At 67.2% G+C, this 25,095-nt stretch carries 24 protein-coding genes and 2 pseudogenes; 10 read left to right on the top strand and 16 right to left on the bottom strand.

The window, feature by feature from the left end:
- Nucleotides 1–15 precede the first annotated feature (15 nt).
- Complete coding sequence (locus QFZ67_RS38275; RefSeq protein WP_307665606.1) at nucleotides 16–459, bottom strand: SDR family NAD(P)-dependent oxidoreductase; 444 nt, start codon at nucleotides 457–459, stop codon at nucleotides 16–18.
- A 405-nt stretch (nucleotides 460–864) separates the two neighbouring features.
- On the opposite strand from QFZ67_RS38275, the gene QFZ67_RS38270 reads away from it, so the two are divergent.
- From QFZ67_RS38270 to QFZ67_RS38260, 3 genes and pseudogenes are all read left to right on the top strand, one after another.
- Nucleotides 865–1,065: a hypothetical protein gene (locus QFZ67_RS38270; protein WP_307665605.1), complete on the top strand. Its 201-nt coding sequence runs from the start codon at nucleotides 865–867 to the stop codon at nucleotides 1,063–1,065.
- A 399-nt stretch (nucleotides 1,066–1,464) separates the two neighbouring features.
- Nucleotides 1,465–1,971 (top strand): hypothetical protein, encoded by a 507-nt coding sequence (locus tag QFZ67_RS38265; RefSeq protein ID WP_307665604.1) that lies wholly within the window; start codon nucleotides 1,465–1,467, stop codon nucleotides 1,969–1,971.
- Nucleotides 1,972–2,245: 274 nt separating this feature from the next.
- Nucleotides 2,246–4,724 (top strand): annotated as a pseudogene (locus tag QFZ67_RS38260) (Helicase associated domain protein).
- 54 nt (nucleotides 4,725–4,778) lie between these two features.
- On the opposite strand, the gene QFZ67_RS38255 reads toward QFZ67_RS38260, so the two are convergent.
- Entirely contained in the window at nucleotides 4,779–5,177 is a 399-nt protein-coding gene (locus QFZ67_RS38255) for a hypothetical protein (protein WP_307665603.1), read from the bottom strand.
- Between the two features lie 3 nt (nucleotides 5,178–5,180).
- On the opposite strand from QFZ67_RS38255, the gene QFZ67_RS38250 reads away from it, so the two are divergent.
- On the top strand, nucleotides 5,181–5,831 hold the full coding sequence (locus QFZ67_RS38250; RefSeq protein ID WP_307665602.1) for an SMI1/KNR4 family protein: 651 nt from the start codon (nucleotides 5,181–5,183) through the stop codon (nucleotides 5,829–5,831).
- A gap of 60 nt (nucleotides 5,832–5,891) precedes the next feature.
- Here QFZ67_RS38250 and QFZ67_RS38245 read toward each other — a convergent pair whose 3' ends face one another.
- Together QFZ67_RS38245 and QFZ67_RS38240 are read right to left on the bottom strand one after the other, a co-directional pair.
- On the bottom strand, nucleotides 5,892–7,625 hold the full coding sequence (locus QFZ67_RS38245) for a hypothetical protein (RefSeq protein WP_307665601.1): 1,734 nt from the start codon (nucleotides 7,623–7,625) through the stop codon (nucleotides 5,892–5,894).
- 552 nt (nucleotides 7,626–8,177) lie between these two features.
- Nucleotides 8,178–8,585, bottom strand: coding sequence for a DUF6193 family natural product biosynthesis protein (locus tag QFZ67_RS38240; protein ID WP_307665600.1), 408 nt, complete (start codon nucleotides 8,583–8,585; stop codon nucleotides 8,178–8,180).
- A 272-nt stretch (nucleotides 8,586–8,857) separates the two neighbouring features.
- Here QFZ67_RS38240 and QFZ67_RS38235 point away from each other — a divergent pair.
- Nucleotides 8,858–9,234 (top strand): annotated as a pseudogene (locus QFZ67_RS38235) (helicase); the annotation flags it as partial.
- Between the two features lie 40 nt (nucleotides 9,235–9,274).
- Here the strand turns inward: QFZ67_RS38235 and QFZ67_RS38230 are convergent.
- Entirely contained in the window at nucleotides 9,275–11,206 is a 1,932-nt protein-coding gene (locus QFZ67_RS38230; RefSeq protein WP_307665598.1) for a pentapeptide repeat-containing protein, read from the bottom strand.
- A 339-nt stretch (nucleotides 11,207–11,545) separates the two neighbouring features.
- On the opposite strand from QFZ67_RS38230, the gene QFZ67_RS38225 reads away from it, so the two are divergent.
- Nucleotides 11,546–12,337 (top strand): IS5 family transposase, encoded by a 792-nt coding sequence (locus QFZ67_RS38225; RefSeq protein ID WP_307665597.1) that lies wholly within the window; start codon nucleotides 11,546–11,548, stop codon nucleotides 12,335–12,337.
- On the opposite strand, the gene QFZ67_RS38220 is transcribed toward QFZ67_RS38225, so the two are convergent.
- From QFZ67_RS38220 to QFZ67_RS38190, 7 genes are all read right to left on the bottom strand, one after another.
- Complete coding sequence (locus tag QFZ67_RS38220) at nucleotides 12,294–12,842, bottom strand: hypothetical protein (RefSeq protein ID WP_307665596.1); 549 nt, start codon at nucleotides 12,840–12,842, stop codon at nucleotides 12,294–12,296. The genes QFZ67_RS38225 and QFZ67_RS38220 overlap by 44 nt on opposite strands.
- Nucleotides 12,843–12,953: 111 nt before the next feature.
- Nucleotides 12,954–13,496, bottom strand: coding sequence for a hypothetical protein (locus QFZ67_RS38215; protein ID WP_307665595.1), 543 nt, complete (start codon nucleotides 13,494–13,496; stop codon nucleotides 12,954–12,956).
- Nucleotides 13,497–13,621: 125 nt separating this feature from the next.
- A complete protein-coding gene (locus tag QFZ67_RS38210; RefSeq protein ID WP_307665594.1) occupies nucleotides 13,622–13,942 on the bottom strand; it encodes an IS3 family transposase in 321 nt (106 codons plus the stop codon).
- Nucleotides 13,939–14,247, bottom strand: coding sequence for a transposase (locus QFZ67_RS38205; RefSeq protein WP_373430183.1), 309 nt, complete (start codon nucleotides 14,245–14,247; stop codon nucleotides 13,939–13,941). Before QFZ67_RS38205 ends, QFZ67_RS38210 begins: the two co-directional genes overlap by 4 nt.
- 186 nt (nucleotides 14,248–14,433) lie before the next feature.
- The gene (locus QFZ67_RS38200) at nucleotides 14,434–14,946 is read right to left on the bottom strand and encodes a hypothetical protein (RefSeq protein WP_307665593.1); all 513 of its coding nucleotides are present in this window, start codon (nucleotides 14,944–14,946) and stop codon (nucleotides 14,434–14,436) included.
- Nucleotides 14,891–15,343, bottom strand: coding sequence for a helix-turn-helix transcriptional regulator (locus QFZ67_RS38195; protein WP_307665592.1), 453 nt, complete (start codon nucleotides 15,341–15,343; stop codon nucleotides 14,891–14,893). The genes QFZ67_RS38200 and QFZ67_RS38195 overlap by 56 nt, the downstream gene beginning before the upstream one ends.
- On the bottom strand, nucleotides 15,340–16,194 hold the full coding sequence (locus tag QFZ67_RS38190; protein ID WP_307665591.1) for a helix-turn-helix domain-containing protein: 855 nt from the start codon (nucleotides 16,192–16,194) through the stop codon (nucleotides 15,340–15,342). Before QFZ67_RS38190 ends, QFZ67_RS38195 begins: the two co-directional genes overlap by 4 nt.
- Before the next feature lie 200 nt (nucleotides 16,195–16,394).
- Between QFZ67_RS38190 and QFZ67_RS38185 the strand changes: the two genes are divergently transcribed.
- A complete protein-coding gene (locus QFZ67_RS38185; protein WP_307665590.1) occupies nucleotides 16,395–17,009 on the top strand; it encodes a hypothetical protein in 615 nt (204 codons plus the stop codon).
- A 440-nt stretch (nucleotides 17,010–17,449) separates the two neighbouring features.
- Here QFZ67_RS38185 and QFZ67_RS38180 read toward each other — a convergent pair whose 3' ends face one another.
- Both QFZ67_RS38180 and tnpA read right to left on the bottom strand, forming a co-directional pair.
- Nucleotides 17,450–18,790, bottom strand: coding sequence for a cytochrome P450 (locus tag QFZ67_RS38180; protein ID WP_307665589.1), 1,341 nt, complete (start codon nucleotides 18,788–18,790; stop codon nucleotides 17,450–17,452).
- Between the two features lie 436 nt (nucleotides 18,791–19,226).
- Nucleotides 19,227–19,643 (bottom strand): IS200/IS605 family transposase, encoded by a 417-nt coding sequence (gene tnpA / locus QFZ67_RS38175; RefSeq protein ID WP_307665588.1) that lies wholly within the window; start codon nucleotides 19,641–19,643, stop codon nucleotides 19,227–19,229.
- Nucleotides 19,644–19,669: 26 nt separating this feature from the next.
- Here tnpA and QFZ67_RS38170 point away from each other — a divergent pair, with 26 nt between their 5' ends.
- On the top strand, nucleotides 19,670–20,887 hold the full coding sequence (locus QFZ67_RS38170; protein WP_307665587.1) for an RNA-guided endonuclease TnpB family protein: 1,218 nt from the start codon (nucleotides 19,670–19,672) through the stop codon (nucleotides 20,885–20,887).
- Nucleotides 20,888–20,902: 15 nt separating this feature from the next.
- On the opposite strand, the gene QFZ67_RS38165 is transcribed toward QFZ67_RS38170, so the two are convergent.
- Nucleotides 20,903–22,258, bottom strand: coding sequence for a cytochrome P450 (locus tag QFZ67_RS38165; protein WP_307665586.1), 1,356 nt, complete (start codon nucleotides 22,256–22,258; stop codon nucleotides 20,903–20,905).
- Between the two features lie 556 nt (nucleotides 22,259–22,814).
- Here QFZ67_RS38165 and QFZ67_RS38160 point away from each other — a divergent pair.
- Together QFZ67_RS38160 and QFZ67_RS38155 are read left to right on the top strand one after the other, a co-directional pair.
- Nucleotides 22,815–23,147: a glyoxalase superfamily protein gene (locus QFZ67_RS38160; protein WP_307665585.1), complete on the top strand. Its 333-nt coding sequence runs from the start codon at nucleotides 22,815–22,817 to the stop codon at nucleotides 23,145–23,147.
- 36 nt (nucleotides 23,148–23,183) lie between these two features.
- Complete coding sequence (locus QFZ67_RS38155; RefSeq protein ID WP_307665584.1) at nucleotides 23,184–24,317, top strand: IS630 family transposase; 1,134 nt, start codon at nucleotides 23,184–23,186, stop codon at nucleotides 24,315–24,317.
- A gap of 232 nt (nucleotides 24,318–24,549) precedes the next feature.
- On the opposite strand, the gene QFZ67_RS38150 is transcribed toward QFZ67_RS38155, so the two are convergent.
- Nucleotides 24,550–24,825 (bottom strand): hypothetical protein, encoded by a 276-nt coding sequence (locus tag QFZ67_RS38150; protein ID WP_307665583.1) that lies wholly within the window; start codon nucleotides 24,823–24,825, stop codon nucleotides 24,550–24,552.
- Between the last annotated feature and the right edge of the window lie 270 nt (nucleotides 24,826–25,095).

Genomic DNA, 25,095 nt, shown 5'->3' with positions numbered 1-25,095 from the left:
TTTCATCTGAAGGTGTCAAGCGGTGGTGCCCACCCCCGCCGGAGAGCGAGTTCCAGCCCCCATGAGGGCGTACGAGGCCGTCCAGCCTCCATCGATCAGCAGACTCGTACCAGTGATGTAGCTGGCGGCGTCGGAGACCAGGAACACTGCGGCCGGGGTGATGTCTTCCACCACGCCGATGCGGCCCAGTGGCGTGCGGTCGATCATCTCCCGCTCGTAGCCGGGATCGGCGAGCACGTCCTCGTTCATCGCCGTGCGGATGTTCCCCGGAGCGATGGCGTTGACCCGGATACCGTGCGGGGCGGCATCCAGGGCCAGGGCGCGCACCGCGTTCTCCACGGCGCCCTTCGTCGTGCTGTACGCGCTCGCGCCGGCGAAGCCGACCACTCCTGCGATCGAGCTCATGAACAGTACAGCTCCGCCCGGGCGCGCGGCGGGCTCTGCCCCCCGCCCGGCCATGCCGGCTGCGTCCCCGTAGACCCGCTCCGCGCTGGCCAATCCGGGCGTGGGCCTCGCAGGTCTCCGTCGCCCGCGCGGACTGAGTTACGGCGATGGTGGCCAAATCCTGCGGGCCGATCCCGAGGTCGCGTAGAGCAGTGGAGATGAGTGGCGCCGACAGCGCCGGACCGGTTTCCACCAGACAGGGGCGTCCGCTCAGGATCAGGTAGGCGCCGGTGATGCCCTCGTAGCCGTACATCCGGGTGTCTATGAGGTGTACGTCGCCGCCCAGCGGGGTGCTGGTCAGCGAACTTCCCATACAGCGTGCGGCACCGGGCAGCGTACGAATGGGTGTCCGACTCGGTGCCCTCCCGCAGGGCATCCAGGATGCGTACGAGGTTATGGCCGGAGAGCATGATCTCCTGCATGCCGTCCTGCGTCTTCGTGATCCTGCCAACGGGGAGGTTGGGGTTCGGCCTGATCTTCTCGTACACGTACGGCCAGGGGCCGGGTGTACTGGAGTTCGCCGGCATCGTCTCGCTGGTGACCCAGTCCGCCTGCCAGAAGCCGAACGCGGCTACTGCGATGAACGTCCAAGCGTCTTCGTGGCACTCCAAGGTGAGGTAGGAGATGCCAGCGGCGGTGCGCATGACCTCGTTGTGCTCGTCCGTGGCGACTGAGTTGGCTTCCCGGGCCTTGACCTCGGCTGCCCGGTCTTCCTCCCGCCACTGCTTCTCCTGCTCCCACTGCTCAGCCTTGATCTTGCGCTTCAGTTCCCGGTCCGCCCGGAACTGCTCGCGCCAGGTGTCGAACATCGGCCTCTCCCCTCGGCTCGGCGACCAGCGTCTGATCACGTTCGGCGAAAGGAGTATCCCGCTGCGTGAACAGCCTGAGTAGCGCGCCTAGTTGGCGTCGCGCAGCGCGAACCCCTAACACTCGAATGTATTCCCTTACTGTGCATACTTAAATTATGCATAATGGAGACATGCGGAACGGTCCCGCATAGAACCTCGCAAAGGAGGGCCCGTGGCCATCAGCACCCGGACCGAGCTTGACGAGCTGGACCCGAACAAGCACGTGGTCCTTCCCGCCGCCGACGGCACCGACGTCCTCGGCGTCGTCTTCGACGAACAGGGCGCCATCCCCACCCGCGGCCGCTTCGCCGCCTGGTCGCCGAAGGCCGGCACCCGCAAGAACATCGTCGGCTTCTTCGACACCCTGACCGAGGCCACAGACGCGATCGGCGAGCTGTACGAAGCCCCGGCCGATCCGGCCGCGGAGACCGAGCCGGCCGCCGGGCCCAAGTGGCAGACACTCAAGGGCGTCACGGCTCCCTTCGAGGTCTACGTGGAGCAGCCCGACGGCCGTATCTGGCCCGCGGGGGACCGACGGACGCCGACCGGCGAGCCCGTCAAGGTCGTTCGGCTGGAGATGCGCTCCGGCCTCCGCTACGGCTACACGGCCGACGAGCGCGAGATCCGCTTCTCCGGTGCCGCCACCAAGTGCTGGGTCGTCGCCGAGTCCGCCACCTGATCTCTCTGGTGGGCGGCCCCCGCGGGCCGCCCACCCCGGAACCAGTGAGGAGATGCAGTCCCTTCGCTGGCAGCCCAGGCAGACCGCGGCCGCTGTGCCGCTGCTCGCCGACGAGGGATTCACCGATATCCGCACGGTGGGCGGCGACCGCCGCTGACCTGGCCGTCGCTCCCCGCCCCGTACGCGCCGCTGCACCCGAAGCCTTGGGGTGAGCTGGACGGCGGCCGCCCCCACCTGGAAGCCTCATCCAACGCTCAGAGAGTGAGAGACACAGATGCTGAAGCCCTTGCGGGAGCACCAGGCCGAGGCGGTCGTCGCCACGGTGCGCGAGCTCGAACTGCCGGCAGGCGCGCCGCTGCCGCCGGCGGGCCTGCGCACCCAGGTCATCATGGCAACCGGCAGCGGCAAGACTCTGGTGGCCGTGCACACGTCCGAAGAGCTCACCGCCGACCGGGTCCTGGTCCTGGTTCCCTCGCTCGATCTTCTGGAGCAGACCGCCCGGGCCTGGCGCGACGGCGGCCGCCCCGGCCCCTTCTTCGGTGTCTCCTCCCTCAGGTCGGACGAGGTCGGCTTCCCCAACACCACCGATGCCGACGAGCTGGTGCAGCTCACCCGCGGCCCGGGCCGCATCACCGTTTTCGCGACGTACGCCTCGCTCGGCCTGGGGTTCCTGGAGGCCGCCCATACCGCGGGCATGCAGCCATGGAACTTGATCATCGTGGACGAGGCGCACCGAGTTTCCGGCCGGATCGGTAAGCCCTGGGCCGTCGTCCACGACAACACCCGTATCCCCGCCGAACGCCGTCTCTACATGACTGCAACTCCGCGTGTGTGGCAGGCCGGAGAGGCCGACGAGGACGAGCCCGGGGGCCGCCGCGGGCCGGGCGAGCTGGTCGCCTCGATGCTGGACGATCCGGACGGACTCTTCGGCAGCGTCGCCTATCACCTCCCGCTGGAGGAGGCGATCGAGCGGGGCATCGTCGCCCCGTACCAGGTGCTGGTGGGTCGACGTGCAGGACCCGGCGCTGAACACGGCGCTGCGCACCGCTGGCGACGGCAGCGAAGAGGTCCGCGGCAAGCGGCTGGGTGCGCTGCAGGCCGCGACGCTGAAGGTGTCGGCGAAGGAAGAGCTCAAGCGGGTGCTCTCCTTCCACCAGCGGGTTGCCGAGGCCGAGGCCTTTGCCCTGGGCCTGCCCGGGAAGGCGGGCGAGCTGCACGCTGAGGACGCCGCCCTGTACCCCGCAGAGAGCGAGGTGTGGGCCGAGTGGCTGCACGGTGAGCACAAGCCGGCCCACCGGCGGCGCGTGCTCGGCCAGTTCGCCGCCTGCGCGACCGACATCGGCACGGAGGCCGCGCTGTCGCTGGTCGCCTCGGTGAAGGTGCTCGGCGAGGGAGTCGACACCCGCGAATGCGACGCCGTCGTCTTCGCTGATGTCCGCGGCTCGATGCCCGACCTGGTCCAGGCCGTCGGCCGGGCGCTGCGCATGCACCCGGGCGAAGGCAAGATCGCCACCCTGGTGGTGCCAGCCTTCCTCGCCCCCGGCGAGGCACCGGACGCCATGCTCACCTCCCCCGCGTACAACGGGCTGGCCAAGCTGCTGTCCGCGCTGCGCGCACACGACGCCCGCATCGAGAAGCTGACCGAGCCCAGCACCTCGCGCACCCGCGCTCCCGAGCCCCGCGACGAATCCCACGGCTGGGACGAGGACCTGGACCAGGAAGCCGACGGTGAGGAAGCGCGGACGGTCAGCCGGCCTGCGAAGGACCTGCTGCGGTTCTCCGCCCCGCGCGACGCGCGCCAGCTGGCCGCGTTCATCGAGCTGCGGGTCGTCCACCCCGAGCGGGTGCACTGGCGGCGCGGCATCCAGGCCGACCAGCGCTACACCAAGGAGCACCAGGACCTGCGCGTGCCGTACAGCTACCGCACCCCGACCGACTGGTCCCCCGCCGACTTCCCACTGGGTGTGTGGGTCACCGACTGCCGCCGGCACTACAACGCCGGCCGCCTGGACACCGAGCGCACCGCCCAGCTCCAGGCCCTCGGCATGGTCTGGTTGCACTTCGACGCCGGCTTCGAAGAGGGCCTGGCCGCGGCCGCCGCCTGGGCCGCCGAGCATCAAGTCGGCCTGGCCGCACCGGTGGACGCCGTCCACGGCGAGTACCCGGTGGGCCGCTGGCTGAAGAACCAGCGGGCAGCTGCACGACGGGCGGCCGAGCTCGAACGCTGCCGCGCCGAAGGCCTGCCCGAGCCGCAGGGCGGCACTGCTCCCCTGTCCGACGAGCGCAGGCAGGCGCTGGAGGACATCGACCCCGGCTGGTGCCCGACGTGGAGCATCGACTGGCAGCGCGCCTTCCGCCTCGCCTGGCTCCACACCAAGGCCGGCGGCACGCTGCCCGACAAGGCAGGTGTGGCCATCGCGGACGGAGAAGACCTCGGCAAGTGGGCCGCCGCCCAGCGCGCAGCCTACGCCAAGCTGACCTCGACCCAGCAGTGGATGCTCACCAGCATGCTCGGCATCACGGCCACGCCGGCCAAGCGCACCCGGGCTCAGATGTGGGCCCAGAACCTGGCCGCCGCCCGCCAGTACCACGAGCGCGAAGGGCACCTGGAGGTCCCGCGCAGCCACACCGAGCACTTCGGCGGAGAGACCGTGCGACTGGGCGCCTGGATCAGCCAGCAACGCGTCAAGGCCGCCAAGCTGTTGCCCGAGCGGGTGGCAGACCTGTCGGCCCTGGGGATGCGCTGGGCGTGAAGGCAAGGGCACCAACTCCCAGGGCGTCCGAGCTTTCTGCTTGCGCAGATCCCGCTACCGCGGCCTCGAATTGACCCAGGTACCTGCGGAAGCCTGAGCACGCTCGAATCCCAGCTGCGACACCGGAGGACCGGCGTGGTCCGTAGCCGGGTGTGCGTAGTTGAGGTAGAGGAAGTCCCGCTGAAGATAGATTGACCGTAGAAGATGCCTGGCGAGACGCCCAGCAGCCTCGCGATCGAGGTGAGCAGCCGGGTCGGGCCGGAGGTCGCGGGCATGCGCGGATGATCTCTTCGGTTGCGGCGGTGCGGCGCCCGTCGATCCTGCCGGGGCGCGGGCTGCGGCCAGGCCCTCGTTGGTGCCGATGACGATCAGCTCGCGGATGAACTCGGCCTGGGCGGCGATGATGTGGAAGACGACCCCCGGCCCGACAGCGGCCCCGGACAGGAGAATCAACCCATGACCGGCACCGACGAAACACAGGCCCGGCAGATCGCCGACACCTGGCAGCGCATCGAGACCTGGCTACGTGACCACGCCCCCGCCACCCACGCCGCACTCAGGCCCGGCGCAACCGAGAACGAGATCGCGGCCGTCCAGGACGCCACCGACGCCCGCATCCCCCACGAACTGAAGACGCTGTGGCGCCTAACCGCAGGCGACAACGGCATCAACGGAGCCGGATTCCTGCTGGGAAACCAGGCCCTGATGACCCTGGACGCCGTCACCGCCTTCCACCGCCAGCAGATGAATGCCCAACGGCACGAAGAAACCCTCAACGCCAACCGCCAGACACCAGGCGACGACCGGATCACGATATGGAAGACGTCTTGGATACCGGTGTGCTCCTTCGGCGTCACCGACCGCACCTCCGGCCTCTACCTCGACACCGAGACCGGCTACCTGGGCCACTGGAGCCGGTACAACGAAGACCGGGGCGACGAAGACGAACGCGACACACTGACCACCTACCTGGAAGAAATCGCCGACAGCCTCGAAACGCCCTCCCTGGCCACACGCGACAAGCCGGGACTGATCAACGGAGCCCTCGTATGGGGCAGCATGATCAACCCCGACCAGGAAGACCAGTGGGTCCCCTTCGAAGGATGAAACACGCGAAACGGGGGACCGGCCGCGGCCGGTCCCCCATCAGCGCATCGTCAGGAAGCCTCAGCCGACCTTGCGCCAGGCGCAGGTAGTGTTGGCGTTCGCGCAGTGCTCGAACCCGGGGTTGGAGACGAAGAATCCGTCATCGTCCAGCATGCGCCACGAAGGAGCCGGGAAGCTCTTGAAGGCTTGCTGGTTCTGCGTGCTCGCAATAGCCGCACGGCCGCACCGCTCCGTGCCGGCGGGCCCGTCCACAGCCTTTCGTGTGTCGGCGAGGAGACCGAAGTTGGCCGAGCCGTCGCCCATCTTGTCGGTGAAGAGCTGCGCACACTGGTCCCCGTTGGTGACCTGGTTGACGCCGCCGGGGAAGCCTCCGCTCTCGTGGGTGGAGGCCATGGCGTACTCGTCGCAGTCCACCGAGCCCACGGAAGCGTCGGAAGGATGCGCGGTCCAGTTGCCGCACACCTTGTTACGGCTGTTGTCCGAGGTCCACGGCTTGCCAGTGCTGGGGTTGGTGACCTTGGTGTCCGGGCCGAGGTAGTGCAGCAGAGAGTCCCACCTCACCGAGCCGGCGTGGTCGGGCATCTTCTCCTGCATCAGCCAGTAGTACGCACCGGCAGCGGGATAGAGGTTGGTGTCAACGGTGTAGGTCGGCTTGAAGAACGGCAGCACGCAACCGGGCGCGCTGCTCTTGAGGATGTCGTCGCAGCGGGGTGCGAGTTCGCGGACGCGCACATCACCGCTGGTGCCGAAGTTCGCTGATGCGGGGTTTCCGCCGGCGTTCACGGTGGCGGTGATGGACCATCCGAGGTCGATGGTCTCCTTGCCCCTGCCGGACCAGGTGGTCTGGATGGTGCCCCATCGGCCGCCGTACCGGCCGTCCATCTCGATGGGCCAGTATGCATCAACACCCGCGGGGTTGTTCTGGTCGTCCGCCCACCTGATGTTCGACGTCACACAGGACTTGCACGTCGACCCGACGTTCCACTTCATGTGGACGCCTTTGAGTTCGGGGTCGATGTGCGTCGGCACCAGCATGATCTGCTGGTCGAACTCGGCGAAGTCAGAGCCGCTTCCTCCCTTGCTCGGGTAGGTCTTGATGCGCTGCTCGATGTTGAAGGTGGCGGTGCCCAGTGCGGGCTTCTCAGGATCGGTGTCGGTGAAGATCAGTGTGCCGCTGCCGATGGTCTTCAGGCAGGCTTCGGTGCGGGACATGTAGTCCTTGCCGGACGGCTTGCCGTAGCACCAGTCGACCAGCTCGACGCCCGGGCTGGGTGCCCGGAGGGCGTTCTTGGCCTTCTTGGACGGCGGGTTCAGCTCGATACACAGCTTGTGCCCCTGTGCGTCCGGCTTGCCGCACGTGCGCTTCTGGGTGGGGGCCTTGAGGGTCGTGCCGTCCTTGCGCAGGGTCGGCAGCGCCAGGCCCGGGTCGGTGCGCGTGAACTCGGTGATCTTCTGCGCGACCGGGTCGATCGTCGAGGATGCCTGCGGCGCAGGGAACTTCACGTAGGGCTCGATGCGGAAGTTGGCCCAGGGGGACCAGGTTGTCTCGTACAGGCTGCCGTCAAAGGCGTTGGTGTGGAACGTGTAGGTCACCCCTGGCTTCAGCTTCCCGTACGGGACGGGGACGGACGCGGGCTTGCCCGACGCCACATAGCTCGATACCAGAACGCCGTACGGGTTGGCGTCTGTCAGCTTGACCTGGGTCTTGGGCTCGCCGTTGGCGTCAGTCGTCCACACCTCGAAGGTCAGGGTGCTCTTGTCGCCGTCTGCGTCGGTGACTGTGTTGCGTAACACGGTCTCGGGTGTGATGACGCGCCAGGTGCTGCCGCTCTTCTTGAACTGCGGCCCGGCTGAGGGGTTCTTGCCCGATACGGGGCGCGATCCTGCGGCTGCCGCGTCTTCCTGCCCGGCTGCTGGACGCGATGCCGGAGGAGCGGAAGGGTTGGGACTCGGCGTGAAGCCGGTGGCTGACGCCGTTCCCACTCCCGCGAGTGAGCGAGGACGGCGGCTGCGGTCACGTGCCGCAGGGCCGAGAGGGTGCGTGTGCGTCTCAACTTCGAATCCTCCTTGAGGGTACGTATGTTCGACGCAAGCTCATCAGACGCACCCTCGAGGCCATATGGCCAAGGACATGGTTTACCCCGCACCGAGAAAGTCCAGCCATTAGCAGGTGACGTCAACGAACGTGTCACCAGCCACAAGTGATGGCGGCCGATCACCCAGCCCACGTCAGCCGAGTCAGTGCTGGGGACGGCGATCGAGCCTGATTTCGTGAGCTCGCTATGGCCCGTCTTCAAAGCCGCCTATGATCTCGGTTTCTGCTCTGCCAAGCCGATGGGCCCGCTGTCACCTGCTGTCTCGCGCCTTCTCGAAAGTGGCCAGTTCCTCTGCAGTGCCGATGAAGGCCGGGCCGCAGTGTGGCGGCAGGCGATCGATGACCATCGCTACGGCGGCCTGTGCACTGTCCGTCTCGGCGATTCGCGGGCTGCTCCGGCTCGGTCCTTGGACGTAGTACCGGCGGTCTCTCAGCGTGCCGATGTAGGGGATGTCCCAGGTGTGGCGGATCTCCGTGCACCTGCTGAAGTGCAGCTCCCACATGCCGGTCCACGGGTAGAGCTGACGTAGCAGCGGCTCGGCATGCGCCACCCGTACCAGCTCGGCAAACGGTTCCAGGAGCGGTGATCCCTCCGGCCGGGAAGGTTCGCCGGCAGTGGTCAGGAGCTTGTGCCAGGCTGCTTCGACAGTGTTGGTCATTCCGTGATTGTGCGGGTCCTGCGGTCCTGCCAGCAAAGATCGCCCGCTGGCGGATCATGGTCGGATACACAGACATGAACTCACCGACCAGGAGTGGGATTTACTCGCTCCGCTCATACCCCGGGCCGTGACTGGACGGCCGAGGCGGACGACCGGCAGGTCGTCAAGGGATGATTTACAAGATCCGCACAGGCGTACCGGACGACGACCGTGGCGCGCCCGGCTGGAGTTCGCAGGGAAGTGGTCCCCGCGGAGGGGGCTGGGAGGCACCGAACGCCATGCTCACCTCCCCCGCGTACAACGGACTGGCCAAGCTGCTGTCCGCGCTGCGCGCACACGACGCCCGCATCGAGAAGCTGACCGAGCCCAGCACCTCGCGCACCCGCACTCCCGAGCCCCGCGACGAAAACCGCGACTGGGACGAGGACCGGGACAAGGACGCCGACCGCGAACAAACGCCGACGGTCAGCCGGCCCGCGAAGGACCTGCTGCGATTCTCCGCCCCGCGCGACGCGCGCCAGCTGGCCGCGTTCATCGAGCTGCGGTCCTCAACCCCGAGCGGGTGCACTGGCGGCGCGGCATCCAGGCCGCCCAGCGCTACGCCACGGAGCACCAGGACCTGCGCGTGCCGTACAGCTACCGCACCCCCGCCGACTGGTCCCCCCATTGCCTACGGCGCCGTCCAGTGATCACCTCTTGACGCGGCCGCGGATGGCGAGAGCGGCGAGGGCGAGCAGTACGGGTTCGGCCAGGCGGGAGGCCATCTCGGTGTAGGTACCGGTGGTAGTGAGGTCATGGCCGGAGGAACGGAAGACGACCGAGTTCACCACGATCCGCAAAGACTTCTCCCACCGCTCGGAGGTGAGCCGGGGTCGGAGCGGTCCGGACGGGTTCACCGGCTCGGGCTTGTCGGTGGTCAGCAAGATGTCCTGCCCGGCCAGTCGCCCCGTGGTGGCGAGCCTGGGATCGTCCTTGGGCAAACCCCACAGCATCATCACCAGCACGGTGACGGCCATGGCTCCGAGCAGCCAGCCCAGCGCGCGGGAGGCCCGGAGCCCGTAGCCGGAGACCGCCCAGTACAGGGCGAGCAGCGCGCGCTCGGCAGAGGGGTGCTGCCGGTCGTGACGGCGCATCTCCATCTCGCCGTAGTAGAAGTCCGCCGCGTCCGGTTCGTTTTTGCTGTCCTCGAATGATTTCCGCAGCTGCCGGTACACCGGCGCAAGCCCCGCTGGCCCTACCACTTCGCCTCTGACCGGTGGTGGCGTCCACCCTTTCCATCCTTGGGAAGCGCGCCAGTGATGCTCCTCGCTCAGTGTCCGCCGCGCGGTCCACCGCACCGGCAGCAGGCCGCGGCGTCTCAGACCCGTCGGGGGAATAGGCAAGGAGCATTCGCCCTCCAGGCGCAGCTGGTCGAGGTGCAGAGTGCCGGACAGCAGACAGGATGTGAGGGCGATGTTGTGGAGCACCAGGTGCGCAGCGTCCGCACCGCGTAGCGATGCCATGCGCACCCCCGGACGACGGCCCTCGAGTTCGGTCTCCGCCACGACATCTCCGGCCCGATCGGTGAAGGGAGTGGTCTGAGCGGTGATGCTCAGCGGATATTCGAAGACCGCATCGCTCACATCCACCGTGGCGTAGCGCAGCCGCAGGGCAGCGGTAGAAGCCCATCGGGTCCGCCGACATTTCAACCCACTCGATGCGGCCCTGATCGTGACCGGGCAAGCAAACACCGCCTCGGACAGATCAACATCTCCGGCGCACGTCAGCGGCCCCAGCTCTGTTGCCGTCTCGAACGTTACTCCCTCGAAGTGGGCGTCGCCGGAAAACCTCGCCCTCTCGAACTGGGCGTCGCCGGAGAACCTCGCTAACTGGAACCGAGCATCGGCGGTGAACGTTGCGCCCCAGAAGCGCGCGTGGCGGGCGAACAGCACGCCTTCGAACTGGGCGTGGCTGGCAAACCTCGCTTCCTCGAACCAAGCGCCGCCGGTGAACGTCGCCTCGTCGAATTGGGTGCTGCAGGTGAATGTGGCCATGCGGAACTGGGCGTGGCCGGCGAACTGCGCCTTCTCGAACCAAGCGTCGCCGGTGAACGTTGCCCCCCTGAAGCGTGCGTGGCCAGCGAACGTCGCGCTCTCGAACTGCGCAGTTTCGACGAATGTCACTTCCTCGAACTGCGCATCTCCGGAGAACGACGCCTTCTCGAACCAAGCGCTTCCCGTGAACATTGCCCTCCGGAAGCGTGCGTGGTCGGCGAACGTCGCGTTCTCGAACTGGGCAGTGCTGGTGAACGTCACTTCCTCGAACGGAGCGTCGGCGGTGAAAGCGGCACCCTTGAACAGCGCAGTGCCGAGGTGGGGTCGCTCGGTTGCCGGGTCGCGCAGCGCGTTGAGCAGCCCGCGCAGCAGATCTCTGGAGAATGCCGTGCCGCGGTGGTCGATGTCGCTACCTGCGGTCAGATGACTCAGGTACGTCGCACGGTCGGCGGGGGTGAGGTGGGCCAGGCACGCGTGGTAGCCGTCGACGGTGCGACCCCGGCAGCCGATCGGGTTGTCCGGGTTCGCGTCGCGGGCGCAGTGCGGCCAGGGCGGCGCTGCTGAGGACGGAAGAGTCGGGGGCGTCATGGTGGAAGGGACGGGGCGTGATCCAGCACGGTTGCCCGGCTGTCATATCACTCGGATATGAGGCCATGTCTAAGTAGCTGTTGTCGTTCCGATCTTGAGGGGTGCGCGTCGAACGGGAGTCTCGATCGGGTGGTTGCCGCCGGCTGCGGGCATGAAGGCAGGGCCTCTTGGTAGCTCGGGGTTGCGAAGCCAACCGAGATCCAGGAGACCCTGTTGCCGCAGTTGTACGTGCTCGCGCCGGTGGAGTTCAACTCGGTTGCACCGTCGTGTGATTGTGCCGCTCACCGGTTCGGGAATGCGGCCGATCACCCGGAACGTGTTCGGCGGTATCCCTCGGACATGACGGACGCGGAGTGGGCGGCGGTCCGGCCGCTGCTGCCGGTGCCGGGCTGGTTGCGCGGCCGGGGCGGGCAGCCGGAGGCGTACTGCCACCGGGCGATGCTGGACGCGATCCACTACCTGGTGGACAACGGCATCAAGTGGCGGGCGATGCCCGGGGACTTCCCGCCGTGGGACCGGGTTTATGCGTTCTTCCGTCGCTGGCGCGATCAGGTGCTGGTCAGGGAGTTCCACGACCGGCTGCGCGCGAGGATCCGCGAGAGGCTGGGGCGGGATGCGGAGCCGTCGGCCGGTGTGATCGACTCGCAGTCGGTCAAGGCGGACGCCGTCGTCGGCTCCGACAGCCGTGGCTTCGACGGCGGCAAGCTGATCAATGGCCGCAAGCGGCACGTCGTGGTCGACACCCTCGGTCTGCTGCTGGGCGTGATGGTCACCGCCGCGGATGTCGGCGACCGCACCGCCGCCCACGTGCTTCTGCGGCAAGTCGCCGACGCACACCACCAGTTGGAGCTGGTCTGGGCCGACGGCGGCTACACCGGCAGCCTCGTCGCCTACTGCCTCACCGTGCTCGCCCTGGTCCTGGCGATCGTCAAACGCAGCGACGACATGCGCGGCTTCGTGGTCCTGCCCAAGCGGTGGATCGTCGAGCGCCTCTTCGCCCACCTGATGCGCACCCGCCGCCTGGCACGCGACTACGAACGCCGCACCACCAGCGCCGAAGCGATGATCTACTGGTCGATGATCCTGCTCATGACCCGCCGCCTGGCCCGGCCACACCCTGCGCGAGCGTGAACCGGCCCGGCTGCTGCTCGGCCAGCCAGCCCCGCGCGACCAGGCGCTTCGCCTTCGACCGCAATGCCTCCACCCGCGCCGGCACCACGTCCAGGCCAAACAAGACGGCCATCTCCTGGCAGGTCAGCGGCCCTTGATGGAGCCGGAGACGGTCCGCGAGCGCCTGCACAATGCGCTGGTAATCCACCGACAGCACCGACCAGGCCAGCCCCTCACGCCACACCGGCACCTGCGACTTCGACTTCGCCGCGGTCGGCGCTGACGATGCCTCCTCGGCCTGTCCCATGGCCGGCGCTGTCCCATCGGCCTGGGCGTGGCCTTGCCCGGGCTCCTCCACGGGGGCCAGCACCTCGCCGACCCGCGAGCGGGCGATGGTCCACTCCCGCCATTCCAGCTCGGCCACGGCCAACTCGGCCTGGATGCGGTCGGCCTCCTCCCGCAGCCCATCCACGCGACGGCGGGCGGCGACCTCGCGCTGTTCCAGCAGCCCCACGACCGACGGCATCCACGACCTCCACCGGAGCGACGACACGACACGCCACCACTCCCACGGGAACGCCCGCCCCATGCCCGACCAGCGAAAACGCAGTCCTCAAGTTCGGAAAGACAACAGCTTCTAACTTTCGGGACGCGATCGCCTGACTTCGTACGCGCTCATGGGTATCTCGATGAGGCCCAACTCCCGCCGGACTGCTGTAAAGAATGCATGCTGGACCGACCACAGCTTTTCGAAGTCCTCCGGCGGAAGAGCTGCCTCGGAATGAGTTGCTCGCGCGGCAGCGATCTGGCGGACGCTCCGGACTACATCCCCGGTGGCACTAACGGTCTCGGCGGACTCCGACACGAGACGAACAGCCATCGAGGTTGCCTCCAGCCTTTCTTTGTAGGGCCGTCCGGTTTCGTCAAAGAACGGCATGAGGCTGCCAGGAATCCTGGGATGCGGGACGGCAGTGATGTTGGCGGTCGGCTCAAGCGTGTACGCCATGTACTCACGGTAGGCAGCCACGAAGTCTTTGCAGGCAGCGAGGCGGATGTCCCTCCATTGGCGCGCGTGGTCACGCTGCCACAACCGGTCTTGATTGCGAATGGACAACCACCCGCCCAGAACCACGCCAAGCAGTGCAACCACCGCCGTGATCGATGTGCCCACAACGTCCATCGGTTCTCCCCCCGGCCTTGGTGGACCAAGCCCAGTTTTCAGCCCTGCGTGTTCAAGACACGGCAACGACGGCGTCTCGCCTTCCACCCCGCTACCGCGTCGAGCCGTGACCCAAGTTAGTGCAGTCAACTGACCAAGTGCCGCCGTCTGCGGTGCCGGCCCTGCAGTCCGGCGGCCCTCATCAGCCGGGCGACGCGGCGACGGCCACATCCGGCGCCCTCCCGCTTGAGCACGGCATGCACTCGTGGGGCACCGTAGGTGCCGCGCGACCGCTCATGGACTGCAGTGATCTGTTCGCTCAGCTCGGCATCGCGGACCGCCCGCGGACCGGGCTTGCCGGTGCGACGGGCGTAGAAGGCGGTTCGGGAGACCTCCAGCAGTTCACATGCGCGCTTGACGTTGTGACCGTCTCGCTTCTCCGCCTCGATGAACGGGTGCACGTTCACCGGGTCTCCTTCGCGAAGAAAGCCGTAGCACGCTTGAGGACCTCCACGTCCTCGCGCAGACGGCGGTTCTCCCGCCGTAGCGCAGCCAGTTCCTCGCGTTCACTGCTGGTCAGGCCGTCGCGCTCGCCTGCGTCGACCTCGGCCTGGCTGACCCACAGCCGTACTGCGGTCTCGGCCAGATCGAAGTCCCTGGCGATCTGACCGACCGAGCGGTCACCCCGCCGGCACAGCTCGACGATCTCGGCCTTGAACTCCGGCGTGAACGAACGGCGAGGCCGAGCCTTCTTCTTCACCATGCTCTCCATGATGGATATCCTCCCGGGGCAGAACCCATGATCTCGGATGTCCGTCAAAGCGGATCAAGCCCAGTACCGTACGCGGCGTGCGGCCGGTGCTGACTCCTCTGACTTGGTCAGTCTCACGGTGGTGTCGTAAATGACATCCGTACGGCATCGGCCGTGAGATCACGACACGGGGCGTGAGATCCCACATCAGTCCGACGGAACGAAGGTCACGTGCGTCAGGCCACGCTGGTATCCGTGGTGTGCCTCAGTGACGAGCTGGACGTGGGTGAGCTGTCCGGTGCGAGGGTCCAGGAGAGGGCGGGGCATGTCGTTGACGTGGATGTCGCCGTGCTCACGAAGCCAGCGCGGCGCCTCCCGGTACGCCGCACGCAGCTCCGGCCGGTTGATGATCTCCAGCTCCAGGCAGCGTAGTTGTGGGTTCTCCGGGGATTGATGAAGGACGCCGGCGAAGTTGGCCAGGGCCGGCATCAGCCAGGCGGAATGAAATGCATCAGGGTCCCCGGCGCCCAGCAAGTCGGGCGCATCCGGGTGGAAGAGGATGTAGCGCAGTCCGTTGCGGAGCGGCGAGTCCGGCCCCCGTCCGGGAACGCGGCCGAATAGGTCGTTGTAGGCGGCGTTCATGATGACCACGTCCCACCTGGCGTCATACACCTGGGACGGATGGGGGATGCTGTCGATGACCTTCTGATACAGGTCCATCGCCGGTGTGTGCCGCATCTCGCTCGGTCTTCGTTGGCGGCAGGTGTCCCGCCAGTCGGTACATGCGGGCGCGATCAGCGTCGTCGATTCCCAGGACGCTCGCGAATTTGCCCAGCAAGTCGGCGTCCAGCTTGGTAGGTTCCACCATCCAGTAGCGCCAGATCCTGTCGCTGCGCAGCCCGACTTCTTTCGCCAGGTCCTTCTGGTTGAAGCCACGCGCCTTCCGCCACCCGTCCAGCAGCCTCCTCAACTGGTCATCCGCGTCATCGTCCTGCGCACCCTCGGCAACGGAGACCACGCCGTCGGGAAATTGGTTCTCACCCGGCCCAGCAGCTGGCGGCAAGAACATGCCAGACTCCGGCTCCCCGAAGGACTGAGCATGGATCAGCCCGTTCATCGGAACAGCGACAGCTGGGCGGCGGCAGCATCGTCACCGTCGTCAGAGGACGGGAAAACAAATACGGCCAGCTGGATCACCTGTGCCTGCCATCCCGGGTGTGCGGTCGTGATGCAGTGGACCTGCGTCTGCTTCCCGGACCGGGGATCGAGCATGGGGCGCGGGCTGGAGTTGACGTGCATGTCGCCGGTCTTCGCGAGCCAGCGCGGCGCGTCCCGGTAGGCGTTGCGGACGTCCCTGCGTGCGTTGATCTCCTTCTCGATGCTCCGCAACCGTGGGTCGTTCGGACGCTGACCCAGGACGGACGAGAAGTTGGCTACGCACGGCATGAGCCAGCCCGCATGGAAGGAGTCACGGTCGCCGCCAAGGATCTTGTAGGCGTCCGGATGGAAAAGGACGAATCGTTTCGTATTGACGAGCGGTGAATCCGTCGGATGCCAGCGGGCCACACCGAAAAGATCCCGGAAGGGCCGGTTTGTCAGCACCACATCCCAGGCGTAGCCGTACACGACGCAGGGGTGGTCGATGCCGTCGATCATTCGCTGATAGACGACCAGTTCTGCGGTGGGCACCTCGCTGGCGGGCTGAAGGGGGGCTAGGTATCCCGTCAGCTGGTACTGGTTGACGCGGTTGGGCTCGCTCAGCTCCAGGGCGTCGGCCAGCAGTTCGACCTGACTGGCGCTCAGCTCGGAGAGATTGGCCATCCAATTGCGAAAGGTCCGGTCACTCTTACCAAGCCTCTTGGACACTTGCTCCTGGTTGAGCCCTAGCTCCTCTTGCCGGTCCTCCACGATCTGCCTGGCCAGAGCATCCGCGTCGCGCGGGATGTCCTGCCCCTCGTAGTGAGTCAAGATCGCCCCTCCCCTCTCCGAACGGCGCGGGAACCTCCCGGAACGACCGGATGGCCCACTCGAACACATGTCGTGATCGTGTCTCCCCCCGTCTCAGTCCACCATTGGCCGGGGTTCGCCGCCGACGCGGTGGCGCCTGCCCCTTGATCGAGGCCCGCTCCTGTCCCCCGCCCTCGCACCTCGGAGTTTCCATGTCATCCATGCTCGGCGGCGCATCAGAGAAGCGGTCTCCGGCCGGCTCTTTGGCTGGCCCTGGCGGTAAGGACGACGCGATGGTCCTGGAGAAGACTCTGGGCGAACTGGGGCGGCGGACCGACGAGTACATCGGCCAGATCGGCGATGAGGTCATCGACTTCTTCGCCCCGGCAGGCCGCGGTGACCTCATGCTGCGGTTCGCGCGCGAGGTACCGTTCCTGGTCATGCAAGGGCTGCTCGGCATGGACGAGCGCTACGCCGCCGGCGTGGGGCAGACCGTCCCCGAAGTGCTCGGGCACACGCAGTACGCCGAGAAGGCCTCGAGAAGTCTGGACAAGCTCCTGCTGCAGCTGGCGGAGGAAAAGCAGCAGACATCGGGACCCGACGTCGTCTCGTGGATGGTTCACCACGGGCCCAACCTGTCACCTCACACCATCGCCCAGCAGACCCGCCCACTGCTGCTGATCGGCGTGGCCAGCAGCACGACTCTGCTCAGCCACAGCCTCTACACACAACTGTCCGGCCCGGGCCCTCGCGTTGCGATGGCAGATCCTGCTGATCAGCCGCAACTGCTCTGGGGCGCAGGCGAGTACCGTATCCTGCATCGGCTCGGCGCCTGACGGCGCTGATCGTCAAGACGTCCCTGGAACGGCTCTACTCACGCCTTCCGGATCTTCGTCTGGGAATGCCGTCGCGCGAGCTGCTGTGGGCTCCGTCCGCGGCATACGGTGTCCCGAATCGATACCGGTGCGGTTCACCCCGGCGAGGATGGACGCCGCGGCGGATGCGATCGAGGCTGACACCGGCGACGCGCGCTGGCCGCCGCAGCCCATCTTCACCGCCACTCCGCCGACAGCGCAGGCTGTCGAAACCGATGAATCCCGAGCCAGCCGCTGGCGCTCACTTCTGCCACCGCTGCGACGGAAGTAGCCCCCGCACGCCGGAATGCCGGCGAGCGCCCTGACACCAAGGACCATGGGACCGCATGCAGTCCGGCCGATCACCCTCGCCCATTGGAGGTGTCGGCCGGAAAGCGCCCGGCGGTAATTCGAACCGTGGGTCAGGCGTCCCGGGGCAGGACTTCCATGGGGACGTGGTCGGGGTGGGCCATCGATGCTGCCGATTCCCGGGGAGCCTTCTCGCCGGGCACGGGGCGCAGCTTCCAGCGCCCGAGGATGGTGGCAAGCGCGATGGTGGCCTCGGTCCAGGCGAAGGAGTCCCCGATGCACTTCCGGTTGCCCGCACCGAAGGGCATGACGGCCTCCCGCGGGAGGCTGGCGCGCCGCTCCGGCAGCCACCGGTCAGGATCGAAGCGGTCCGGCTCGGGGTAGAGCGTCGGATCGCGGTGCATGGCGTAGAGACTGAAGGCGACCTCGACGCCGGCGGGGATGTGGAATCCGCCGAGCTCGACCGGCTCGATGGTGCGGCGCATCAGCAGCACCACCCCGTGCAGACGGATGACCTCATCCAGCACGCGCTGGATACTGGCCAGTCGGGGCACATCGTCGAAGGCGATGGGGCGGTCGCCCACCACCTCGTCGATCTCGGCCATCAGTTGCTTTTCGACCTCAGGATGCTCGGCGAGATGGTGGAAGGCCCAGCTGAGCGTGGAGGCCGTGGTCTCCGTACCGGCGAACAGGATCGTGACCAGCTCGTCCCTGACCTCTGCGTCGGTGAGCGCCTCACCGGTGTCCGCGTCCCGCGCGGCGAGCAGTACGGACAGCAGGTCCGCCCGGTCGGTCTGCCCTGACTCGCGTGTGGTGGCGACCACCTGGTCGATGACCTGGCGCATGCTCGCGACGGCCCGGTCGAACGATCGCCAGATCGGCAGCCTGTCGAGAATCTTCGGCGATGCCGCCCGCACCAGCATGTTCTTCAGAATGATCGGCAGATCCCGGCGCACCGCCTCCACGGCCGGCCGCCCGATGTCCGCGGAGAAGAGGGTCGCCGCCAGCGTCTCGATGGCGAACTCGCCCATGACCTGGTCCACGGCGATGCGCTGCCCGGCCGTCCAGGAGTCGGCCAGCGCGCGGGCCCGCTCGCTCATCACCTCGGCGTATCCGGCGATGCGCACCTTGTGGAACATGGGCTGTATCAGGCGGCGATGGCGGCGGTGGACTTCGCCGCCGGCCGTCGCGAGTCCGTTGCCGACCAGCGGGCGGACGCGGTCGAAGAGCCGCCCCTTCTCGAAGTGCCGGCCTTGCGTCACCATGACGTCGTTGATCAGGGAGGCGCTGGTGGCCAGGTAGATCGGCATCGTGCCGATGTCGACCCGGACCAGCTCGCCCGTCTCCCGAAGGGAGCGGACGAAGGAGAGCGGGTCGCTCTGAAGCTTCAAGACGTGCCCGAGGAGCGGTATGCCGCCCGGGGCGCGGGGTATCGCCGCCAACTCAGCTGACACGGGAGTCCTTTCGCGAGGCGGTGCTCTGCGCCAGGCCCCGCGTGGAGGGGGATCCGGCCTGCATCGAGTGGTCTGCGAAGTGGTGCTGTGGTCGGGGAGGACTGCCCGACTGATCAACTACGGCGCATCGTACCCACGGCTCACCCGCGTTCCAATGAGCAACTGCCCAGCACGGCAGCGCGAAGGGCCGTCCGCACCTGGGAGAACCGGGTCTCCTCGGAGCGGACGGCCCTCTATCGGCCTCACCAGAAACGCCCCGGCGAAAACCGTGCCGGGTGACGCCGTTCTGTCACAGCTGGCTCGGAACCCGCAGCACCGCGCACAAGGACGCTTCCACGCGGGATGACGGCACCTGAGACGTCGACCTGCTACCGGGACTAATCGCAGTGCATAGCCCGGTGGTGAACCGATTCTGAGAACTGCTCTGACCCGCGCTTCAGAGCGGACGATTCTGCCGCTCGATGTACCGACGGACTATCGACAGCGGAGCCCCGCCGACCGAACCGGCGAAGTACGAGCCCGACCACAGACGCTGGGCGCTCCAGTAGTGCCGTACGAGGTCCGGGAACTCCTGGCGCATCCGGCGCGAAGAGACGCCCTTGAGGGAGTTGACCAGCTTGGACAGGGCCACCTTCGGTGGGAAGTTCACCAAGAGGTGCACGTGGTTCTTCTCCCCGTTGAACTCGACCAGCTCACACTCGAAGTCCTCGCAGACCGAGCGCATGATCTCCTCCATGCGCGTCAGGTGCGCGTCCTTGAAGACTTTGTGCCGGTACTTCGTCACGAAAACCAAATGCGCGTGAAGGACGAAAGCGCAGTGCCGGCCAGTGCGAATGTTCTGATGCTCAGCCATAAGCCAACTGCAGTACGGTGATCGACATGCAGTTGAGGTACAGCTTCCGCCTGTACCCGAACGGGCCTCAGCGTTCCGCGCTGGCAAGGGCGTTCGGGTGTGCGCGGGTGGTCTACAACGACGCGCTCCGCGCCCGTGAGACCGCACGCGCAGGCGGCGAGGCGTTCCCGAAGACCGGGGACCTGTCCAAGCTGCTGATCACCGAGGCGAAGAAGACCGAGGAACGCGCCTGGCTCGGCGAAGTGTCCGCTGTGGTGTTGCAGCAGTCTCTCCGGGACCTGGACACCGCCTACCGGAACTTCTTCGACGGACTCAAGGGCAAGCGCCCCCGCATGGGCGCACCCCGGTTCAAGAGCCGCAAGGACAACCGGCAGGCTGTACGGTTCACCGCCAACGCCCGCTGGAAGGTCACGACCGGTGCTGACCTGTCCCTGCCGAAGATCGGCAACGTACGGGTCAAGTGGTCCCGCAATCTCCCCTCGGCCCCGTCTACGGTGACCGTGATCAAGGACGCGGCCGGTAGGTACTTCGCCTCATTCGTCGTCGAGACCGACCCTGAGACGCTGCCGGAGACCGGACAGGTCGTCGGTATCGGCCTCGGCTTGGGGCACTTCGCGGTCCTCTCGGACGGTACGAAGATCGACGCTCCGCGCTTCCTGCGCCGGGCGGAGAAGAAGCTCAAGCGCACACAGCAAGCCCTCAGCCGCAAGGCCGAGGGATCGAGAAACAGGGGCACGGCCAGGGTCAAGGTCGCCTGTGCTCACGCACAGGTGGCCGACGCGCGGCGCGAGTTCCACCACCAGCTCTCCACCAAGCTGATCCGCGACAACCAAGCGGTCGCGGTGGAGGGCCTGGCGGTGAAGGGACTCGCCCGCACGCGCCTGGCCAAGTCCGTGCACGACGCCGGATGGTCAGCGTTCGTCGCGATGCTGGAATACAAGGCCGCCAAGTTCGGCCGCACCTTCCACCGCATCGGACGCTTCGAGCCGACCTCTCAGGTCTGCTCGGCCTGCGGCGTCAAGGACGGCCCCAAGCCCCTGCACGTCCGCATCTGGACGTGTGAGGCGTGCGGGGCCGTCCTCGACCGGGACATCAACGCGGCGGTCAACGTCGCCAAGGCCGCCGGACTGGCGGTGTCAGCCTGTCGAGCGCAGGTAAGACCGGTACTCGTACCGGCACAGCGCGTTGAAGCAGGAACCCACCGAGACGGTCAGCCGACCGTGGTAGGAATCCCTGCCCTCTAGGGCGGGGAGCGGGAGTCAACGCCAGAAAACCCACGAACTCCACCAGCGGCGGTCCGCTGCGGCGGGTAGCGGGGCAGGCTCCGCGATCGGGGTGGAAACGGGAGCTGTGTCAGGCAGCGGCTGCGACTTCGGCGGTGCGTCCGCTGCGACACGCTGCCCGGTGCCGCTCGACGACTGCGGCTTGAACCGCACGGGCAGGGAGTACACACGCTCGGACAGCCAGGCGGCGCTCGTCTTCAACTCGGAGGCTGGTACCGCGAGTTCGAGGCCGGGGAGCAGCGTCAGCAGAGTGTCGATGCCCGTGTCCGCAATGGCGCGGCCGATGTCCTGGCCGGGGCACTCGTGTGGGCCAGAGCTGAAGGAGAGGTGGGACCGGTTGCCGTGTACGGGGGCCGACAGGTCGGGCCGGATGTCGGGGTCGACGTTGCCGGCGGCCAATCCGAGGAGCAGCATGTCGCCGGCCCTGATCTGTTTACCAGCCAGCTTGGTGTCGCCCGTGGCCCACCGGCCCGGGATCACCGAGAGGGGCGGGGCGTCCCACAGCACCTGCTCCAGTGCGTCGGGCAGCGTCATCTGGCCGCCGGAAAGACTCGCTCGGAAGCGACGGTCGGTCAGCAAGAGGCGAAGGGTATTGGCGATCAGGTTGACCGTGGTCTCATTCGCGGCGACAAGGATCAGCCGCAGATGTTCGACGACCTCGTCCTCGTCGAGGTCGGACTCATGGCCTAGCAGCTGGGATGTCAGGTCGCGCCCGGGCTTCTTCGACTTGCGCTTCACGTGCTTGCGTAGCGTCTCGGTGACGTATTCGTTGCTGGCCAGGGCCGTTTCGGTGCCCTTCATCAGGTCCAGGGTGGCCTCGACCAGACGCGGGCCGCCCTCCTCAGGCATTCCCATGAGCTGGGTCATCACCAGCATCGGCAGCCGCTCGGCGTAGTCCCGGATCAGGTCGGCTTGCCCGGTCGCCTCGAAGGCCGCGACCAACTGCTTGGTGTAGCGGGTTACATAGCGGCGCACGCCCTGGCGATTGAACTGCCCAAGGCTTTCGGTGACCGCGGCGCGGAGACGGGCGTGCTCGTCACCGTCGGCGAAGACGCACAGCGGCTGCCATCCCACCATGGGGATCAACGGGGAGTCGGCCGCCACCTTCTCCTGCACAAACGGCGTCCAGCGGCGCGAGTCGCGGGAGAACAGCGACGGGGTCCGCATGACCTCGAGGTTCTCCCGGTGTCCGAGGACCAGCCACGCGGGGTGGTCACCATGCAGCAGTACCGGCGCGACGGCACCGTGCTGCTGACGCAGCTGCTCGTACAGCCCCCGGGGGTTGGCCTCCGCCTCGGGCCCGTACAGCCGGCGTATCCCCTCGGGACTCATGCCGTGCGCGGGACAGCCAGGGGGCGGTGCCACTGCGGAGTCGTCGGGAGAAACTGCTGGGCGCGGGGTGGTCACGAAGCCTCCGAAGCCGTGGTCAAGGAGGAGCGGCCACCGTCGTGGAGGAGACTCCCGGCAGGGCGCTCACAAACGTCTCTACTCGCGCCGGACCACGGGCCGCAGACCCTGCAGCGGTCACACAAGATCCGGAGCCGAACGCAGCATATCCCCGCCTCGCCTCCACCCGACAAGCCGTCAGGCCAGCAGCGGCGAGATGTGAACTCAGCGGTCTGCACGCCAAGTTGCGTCAGCCCACTCGTCACCGGGACCTCCCGTGGCCCTCGCCAAGGGCGTGCGCCAGAATCTGAGGGTCGTACGCGGGATCGGGCACGGGAAGCGGTGCCGCTCCTGGTGTACTGACAGAAGTCAGCGTTCTGCTCGAGACCCTGCGCTCATCGGAGGAGCATGATCCCCCTCATCATCGGCATCGCAGTCCTCGCCGTCCTAGTGCCGCATCACGCAACGTTTGCCCTGTCCGTCGTCTGGGACGATGGGCCACATGGACGAGGAAGTCATTCCAATTCTTCACGTCGAGGACGCTGCTGCGGCGGTCGCGTGGTACGGCCGTCTGGGCTTCACCCAGCAGTGGGAACATCGCTTTGAGCCGGGGCTTCCCGCGTTCGTGGAGGTGGCCCGTGGCAGGGTCAGGTTGTTCTTGTCAGAGCACAAAGGCGACGCCCGTCCCGACACGTTGATCTACCTCCGCGTCCGTGAAGTCGATGCCATCGCGGGGGAGTTCGGTGTCCGAGCGAAGGACGCTCCATGGGCACGCGAGATTGAGCTGCGTGATCCTGACGGCAACCGCCTACGGGTGGGCACTCCTGCGGAATAAGCACTGCCGGTAGTGCGAGGCAGAGAAACTGTGCTGGTGGCAGAACGAGTACGTGTCCGTGAGATCGATGATGACGAGGGCAGGCGGCTGCTGCGGATCATCCGCCGCGGTACCGGTTCGGTGGTGACCTGGCGGCGGGCGCAGATGGTGCTGCTGTCCGCGCAGGGCATGACCGTGGCGAAGATTGCCGAAGTGACGTTCACCAGCACCGACCGGGTCCGGGACGTCATCCATAACTTCAACACTGACGGCTTCGGCTCCCTCTACCCGAAGTACAAAGGCGGCCGGCCGAAGACCTTCAGCCTTACCGAACGCCGCGAGGTCAAGAAGATCGCCAAGTCCCAGCCGGCTGAACACGGCCTGCCGTTCTCGACCTGGAGCCTGACCAAGCTGGCGGACTTCCTGGTCGCAGAGGGGGTGGTCGACGACATCAGCCACGAGGGCCTGCGCATCCTGCTCCGCGAGGAAGGCGTCTCCTTTCAACGCGTGAAGACCTGGAAGACCTCCCGCGACCCGGACTACGCGGCCAAGAAGGCGCGCGTCGAACATCTCTACGCGATCGCCGACGGCGAGGTCATACCTGAAGAAGGCGAGCCGGAGGTGGTCTTATGCCTGGACGAGTTCGGGCCGCTGAACCTCCAGCCACATCCGGGCCGTCAGTGGGCCGAACGCGGCGGCAAACACAAGGACCGAGACCGTGAACCCCGGCCCCGCCGACGGGCGACCTACACCCGCCCGCACGGGGTGCGGCATCTGTTCGCCGCCTACGACCTCGCCAAGGACAAGCTCTACGGACACATCAAGAAGACCAAGACCCGGTCGAAGTTCCTGGAGTTCTGCCGCTACCTGCGGACCCTCTACCCGCCGACGGTCCGCCTGGCGATCGTGTGCGACAACTACTCCCCGCACCTGACCACCAAGCGGTGCCGCCGCGTGGCGGACTGGGCCCAGGCCAACAACGTCGAGATCGCCTACACCCCGACGAACTCCTCGTGGCTGAATCGCATCGAGGCCCAGTTCACCGCCCTGCGCTACTTCACCCTCGATGGCACCGACCACGCCAGTCACAAGGAGCAGGGCAGCATGATCCGCCGCTACCTCATCTGGCGAAACCGTCATGCTGACGATCAGCGGCTACGAGCCGTGGTCGACGGGGCGAACGTTGCCTGATGCGGCACTAGTCGTTGCCGTTAAGAAGGTCGTAGTGCCCCTGATGGTCCCCTGGGTACTGCTTCGGATGCAGACGCCCCGGCACAACCCGCCGACACGCTAGACGCAGTCCGACTGCGTCCGGGCGTATCGCCCAGCCGTCTTCAGTCCCGCGACCCCAACCAGCTGGGGTCGTTCTGGGCGTCTGTCCCCCAGCGTCCCTGCATCACGCGGTCGAACCGGTTTGGCCGGCCTAGGTGAGGTCCTGGACCTTTGCATCAGGTGGTGTCAGGTCGACCGGCTGGTTGTGCGTGGACATCTCGGTCGAGTTCGGGCTGCCGCCTTTCGTCAGCTTGAGCAGGTAGGGGGCGCCATCCGCGGCGATGTACCAGGTGTCGAGCCTGCCCTGGCGAGGGACGGTGACCGTCAGCACTTGCTGGTCGTTGAGCGTGGTCGGCTTGCCCTTGCGGGCCAGAGGGGTGCTGGTGAACCCGGCAAGGAGGTTCTTCATGTTGCACAGTCGTCCCATGCCCTCTGCGCTGGGGTCGCTCGTCCTGACCTTGGACCACCGGCCGGCGAGCTTCGCGACAACGGAGTCGCTTCCTTGGGAGGTAGGCCCTTTGCCCACTGACGTCGGACGAAGGCCTCATTGGGCTTGAAGAACATGAGGTCGGTGGTCCGGATGTGGCTGATGGTGCCGTCTGCCAGGCTCATGGAGCCTCGGCACTGCCCTTTCCTGTCGACGGTGATGTCTATGTCGACGCCGCCCTCGGCTTCGTGGACCCGCAACCGCAGCGAG

The sequence above is a fragment of the Streptomyces sp. V1I1 genome (genome assembly GCF_030817355.1).
GTDB lineage: Bacteria > Actinomycetota > Actinomycetes > Streptomycetales > Streptomycetaceae > Streptomyces.
Note: the sequence above shows the minus strand (reverse complement) of the source record. Positions and strands in the feature narration are given on the sequence as shown.

Bases quoted from the DNA above. Each gene is read 5' to 3' on its own strand.
- QFZ67_RS38170 (WP_307665587.1), top strand. From the start codon at position 19,670: ATGCAGTTGAGGTACAGCTTCCGCCTGTACCCGAACGGGCCTCAGCGT.
- QFZ67_RS38225 (WP_307665597.1), top strand. From the start codon at position 11,546: ATGACGGACGCGGAGTGGGCGGCGGTCCGGCCGCTGCTGCCGGTGCCG.
- QFZ67_RS38205 (WP_373430183.1), bottom strand. From the start codon at position 14,247: ATGGAGAGCATGGTGAAGAAGAAGGCTCGGCCTCGCCGTTCGTTCACG.
- QFZ67_RS38250 (WP_307665602.1), top strand. From the start codon at position 5,181: ATGACCGGCACCGACGAAACACAGGCCCGGCAGATCGCCGACACCTGG.
- QFZ67_RS38270 (WP_307665605.1), top strand. From the start codon at position 865: ATGCCGTCCTGCGTCTTCGTGATCCTGCCAACGGGGAGGTTGGGGTTC.
- QFZ67_RS38150 (WP_307665583.1), bottom strand. From the start codon at position 24,825: ATGGGACGACTGTGCAACATGAAGAACCTCCTTGCCGGGTTCACCAGC.
- QFZ67_RS38240 (WP_307665600.1), bottom strand. From the start codon at position 8,585: ATGACCAACACTGTCGAAGCAGCCTGGCACAAGCTCCTGACCACTGCC.
- QFZ67_RS38160 (WP_307665585.1), top strand. From the start codon at position 22,815: ATGGACGAGGAAGTCATTCCAATTCTTCACGTCGAGGACGCTGCTGCG.
- QFZ67_RS38200 (WP_307665593.1), bottom strand. From the start codon at position 14,946: ATGGACCTGTATCAGAAGGTCATCGACAGCATCCCCCATCCGTCCCAG.
- QFZ67_RS38275 (WP_307665606.1), bottom strand. From the start codon at position 459: ATGGCCGGGCGGGGGGCAGAGCCCGCCGCGCGCCCGGGCGGAGCTGTA.
- QFZ67_RS38165 (WP_307665586.1), bottom strand. From the start codon at position 22,258: ATGAGTCCCGAGGGGATACGCCGGCTGTACGGGCCCGAGGCGGAGGCC.
- QFZ67_RS38230 (WP_307665598.1), bottom strand. From the start codon at position 11,206: ATGACGCCCCCGACTCTTCCGTCCTCAGCAGCGCCGCCCTGGCCGCAC.
- tnpA (WP_307665588.1), bottom strand. From the start codon at position 19,643: ATGGCTGAGCATCAGAACATTCGCACTGGCCGGCACTGCGCTTTCGTC.
- QFZ67_RS38215 (WP_307665595.1), bottom strand. From the start codon at position 13,496: ATGGACGTTGTGGGCACATCGATCACGGCGGTGGTTGCACTGCTTGGC.
- QFZ67_RS38195 (WP_307665592.1), bottom strand. From the start codon at position 15,343: ATGAACGGGCTGATCCATGCTCAGTCCTTCGGGGAGCCGGAGTCTGGC.
- QFZ67_RS38185 (WP_307665590.1), top strand. From the start codon at position 16,395: ATGCTCGGCGGCGCATCAGAGAAGCGGTCTCCGGCCGGCTCTTTGGCT.
- QFZ67_RS38220 (WP_307665596.1), bottom strand. From the start codon at position 12,842: ATGCCGTCGGTCGTGGGGCTGCTGGAACAGCGCGAGGTCGCCGCCCGC.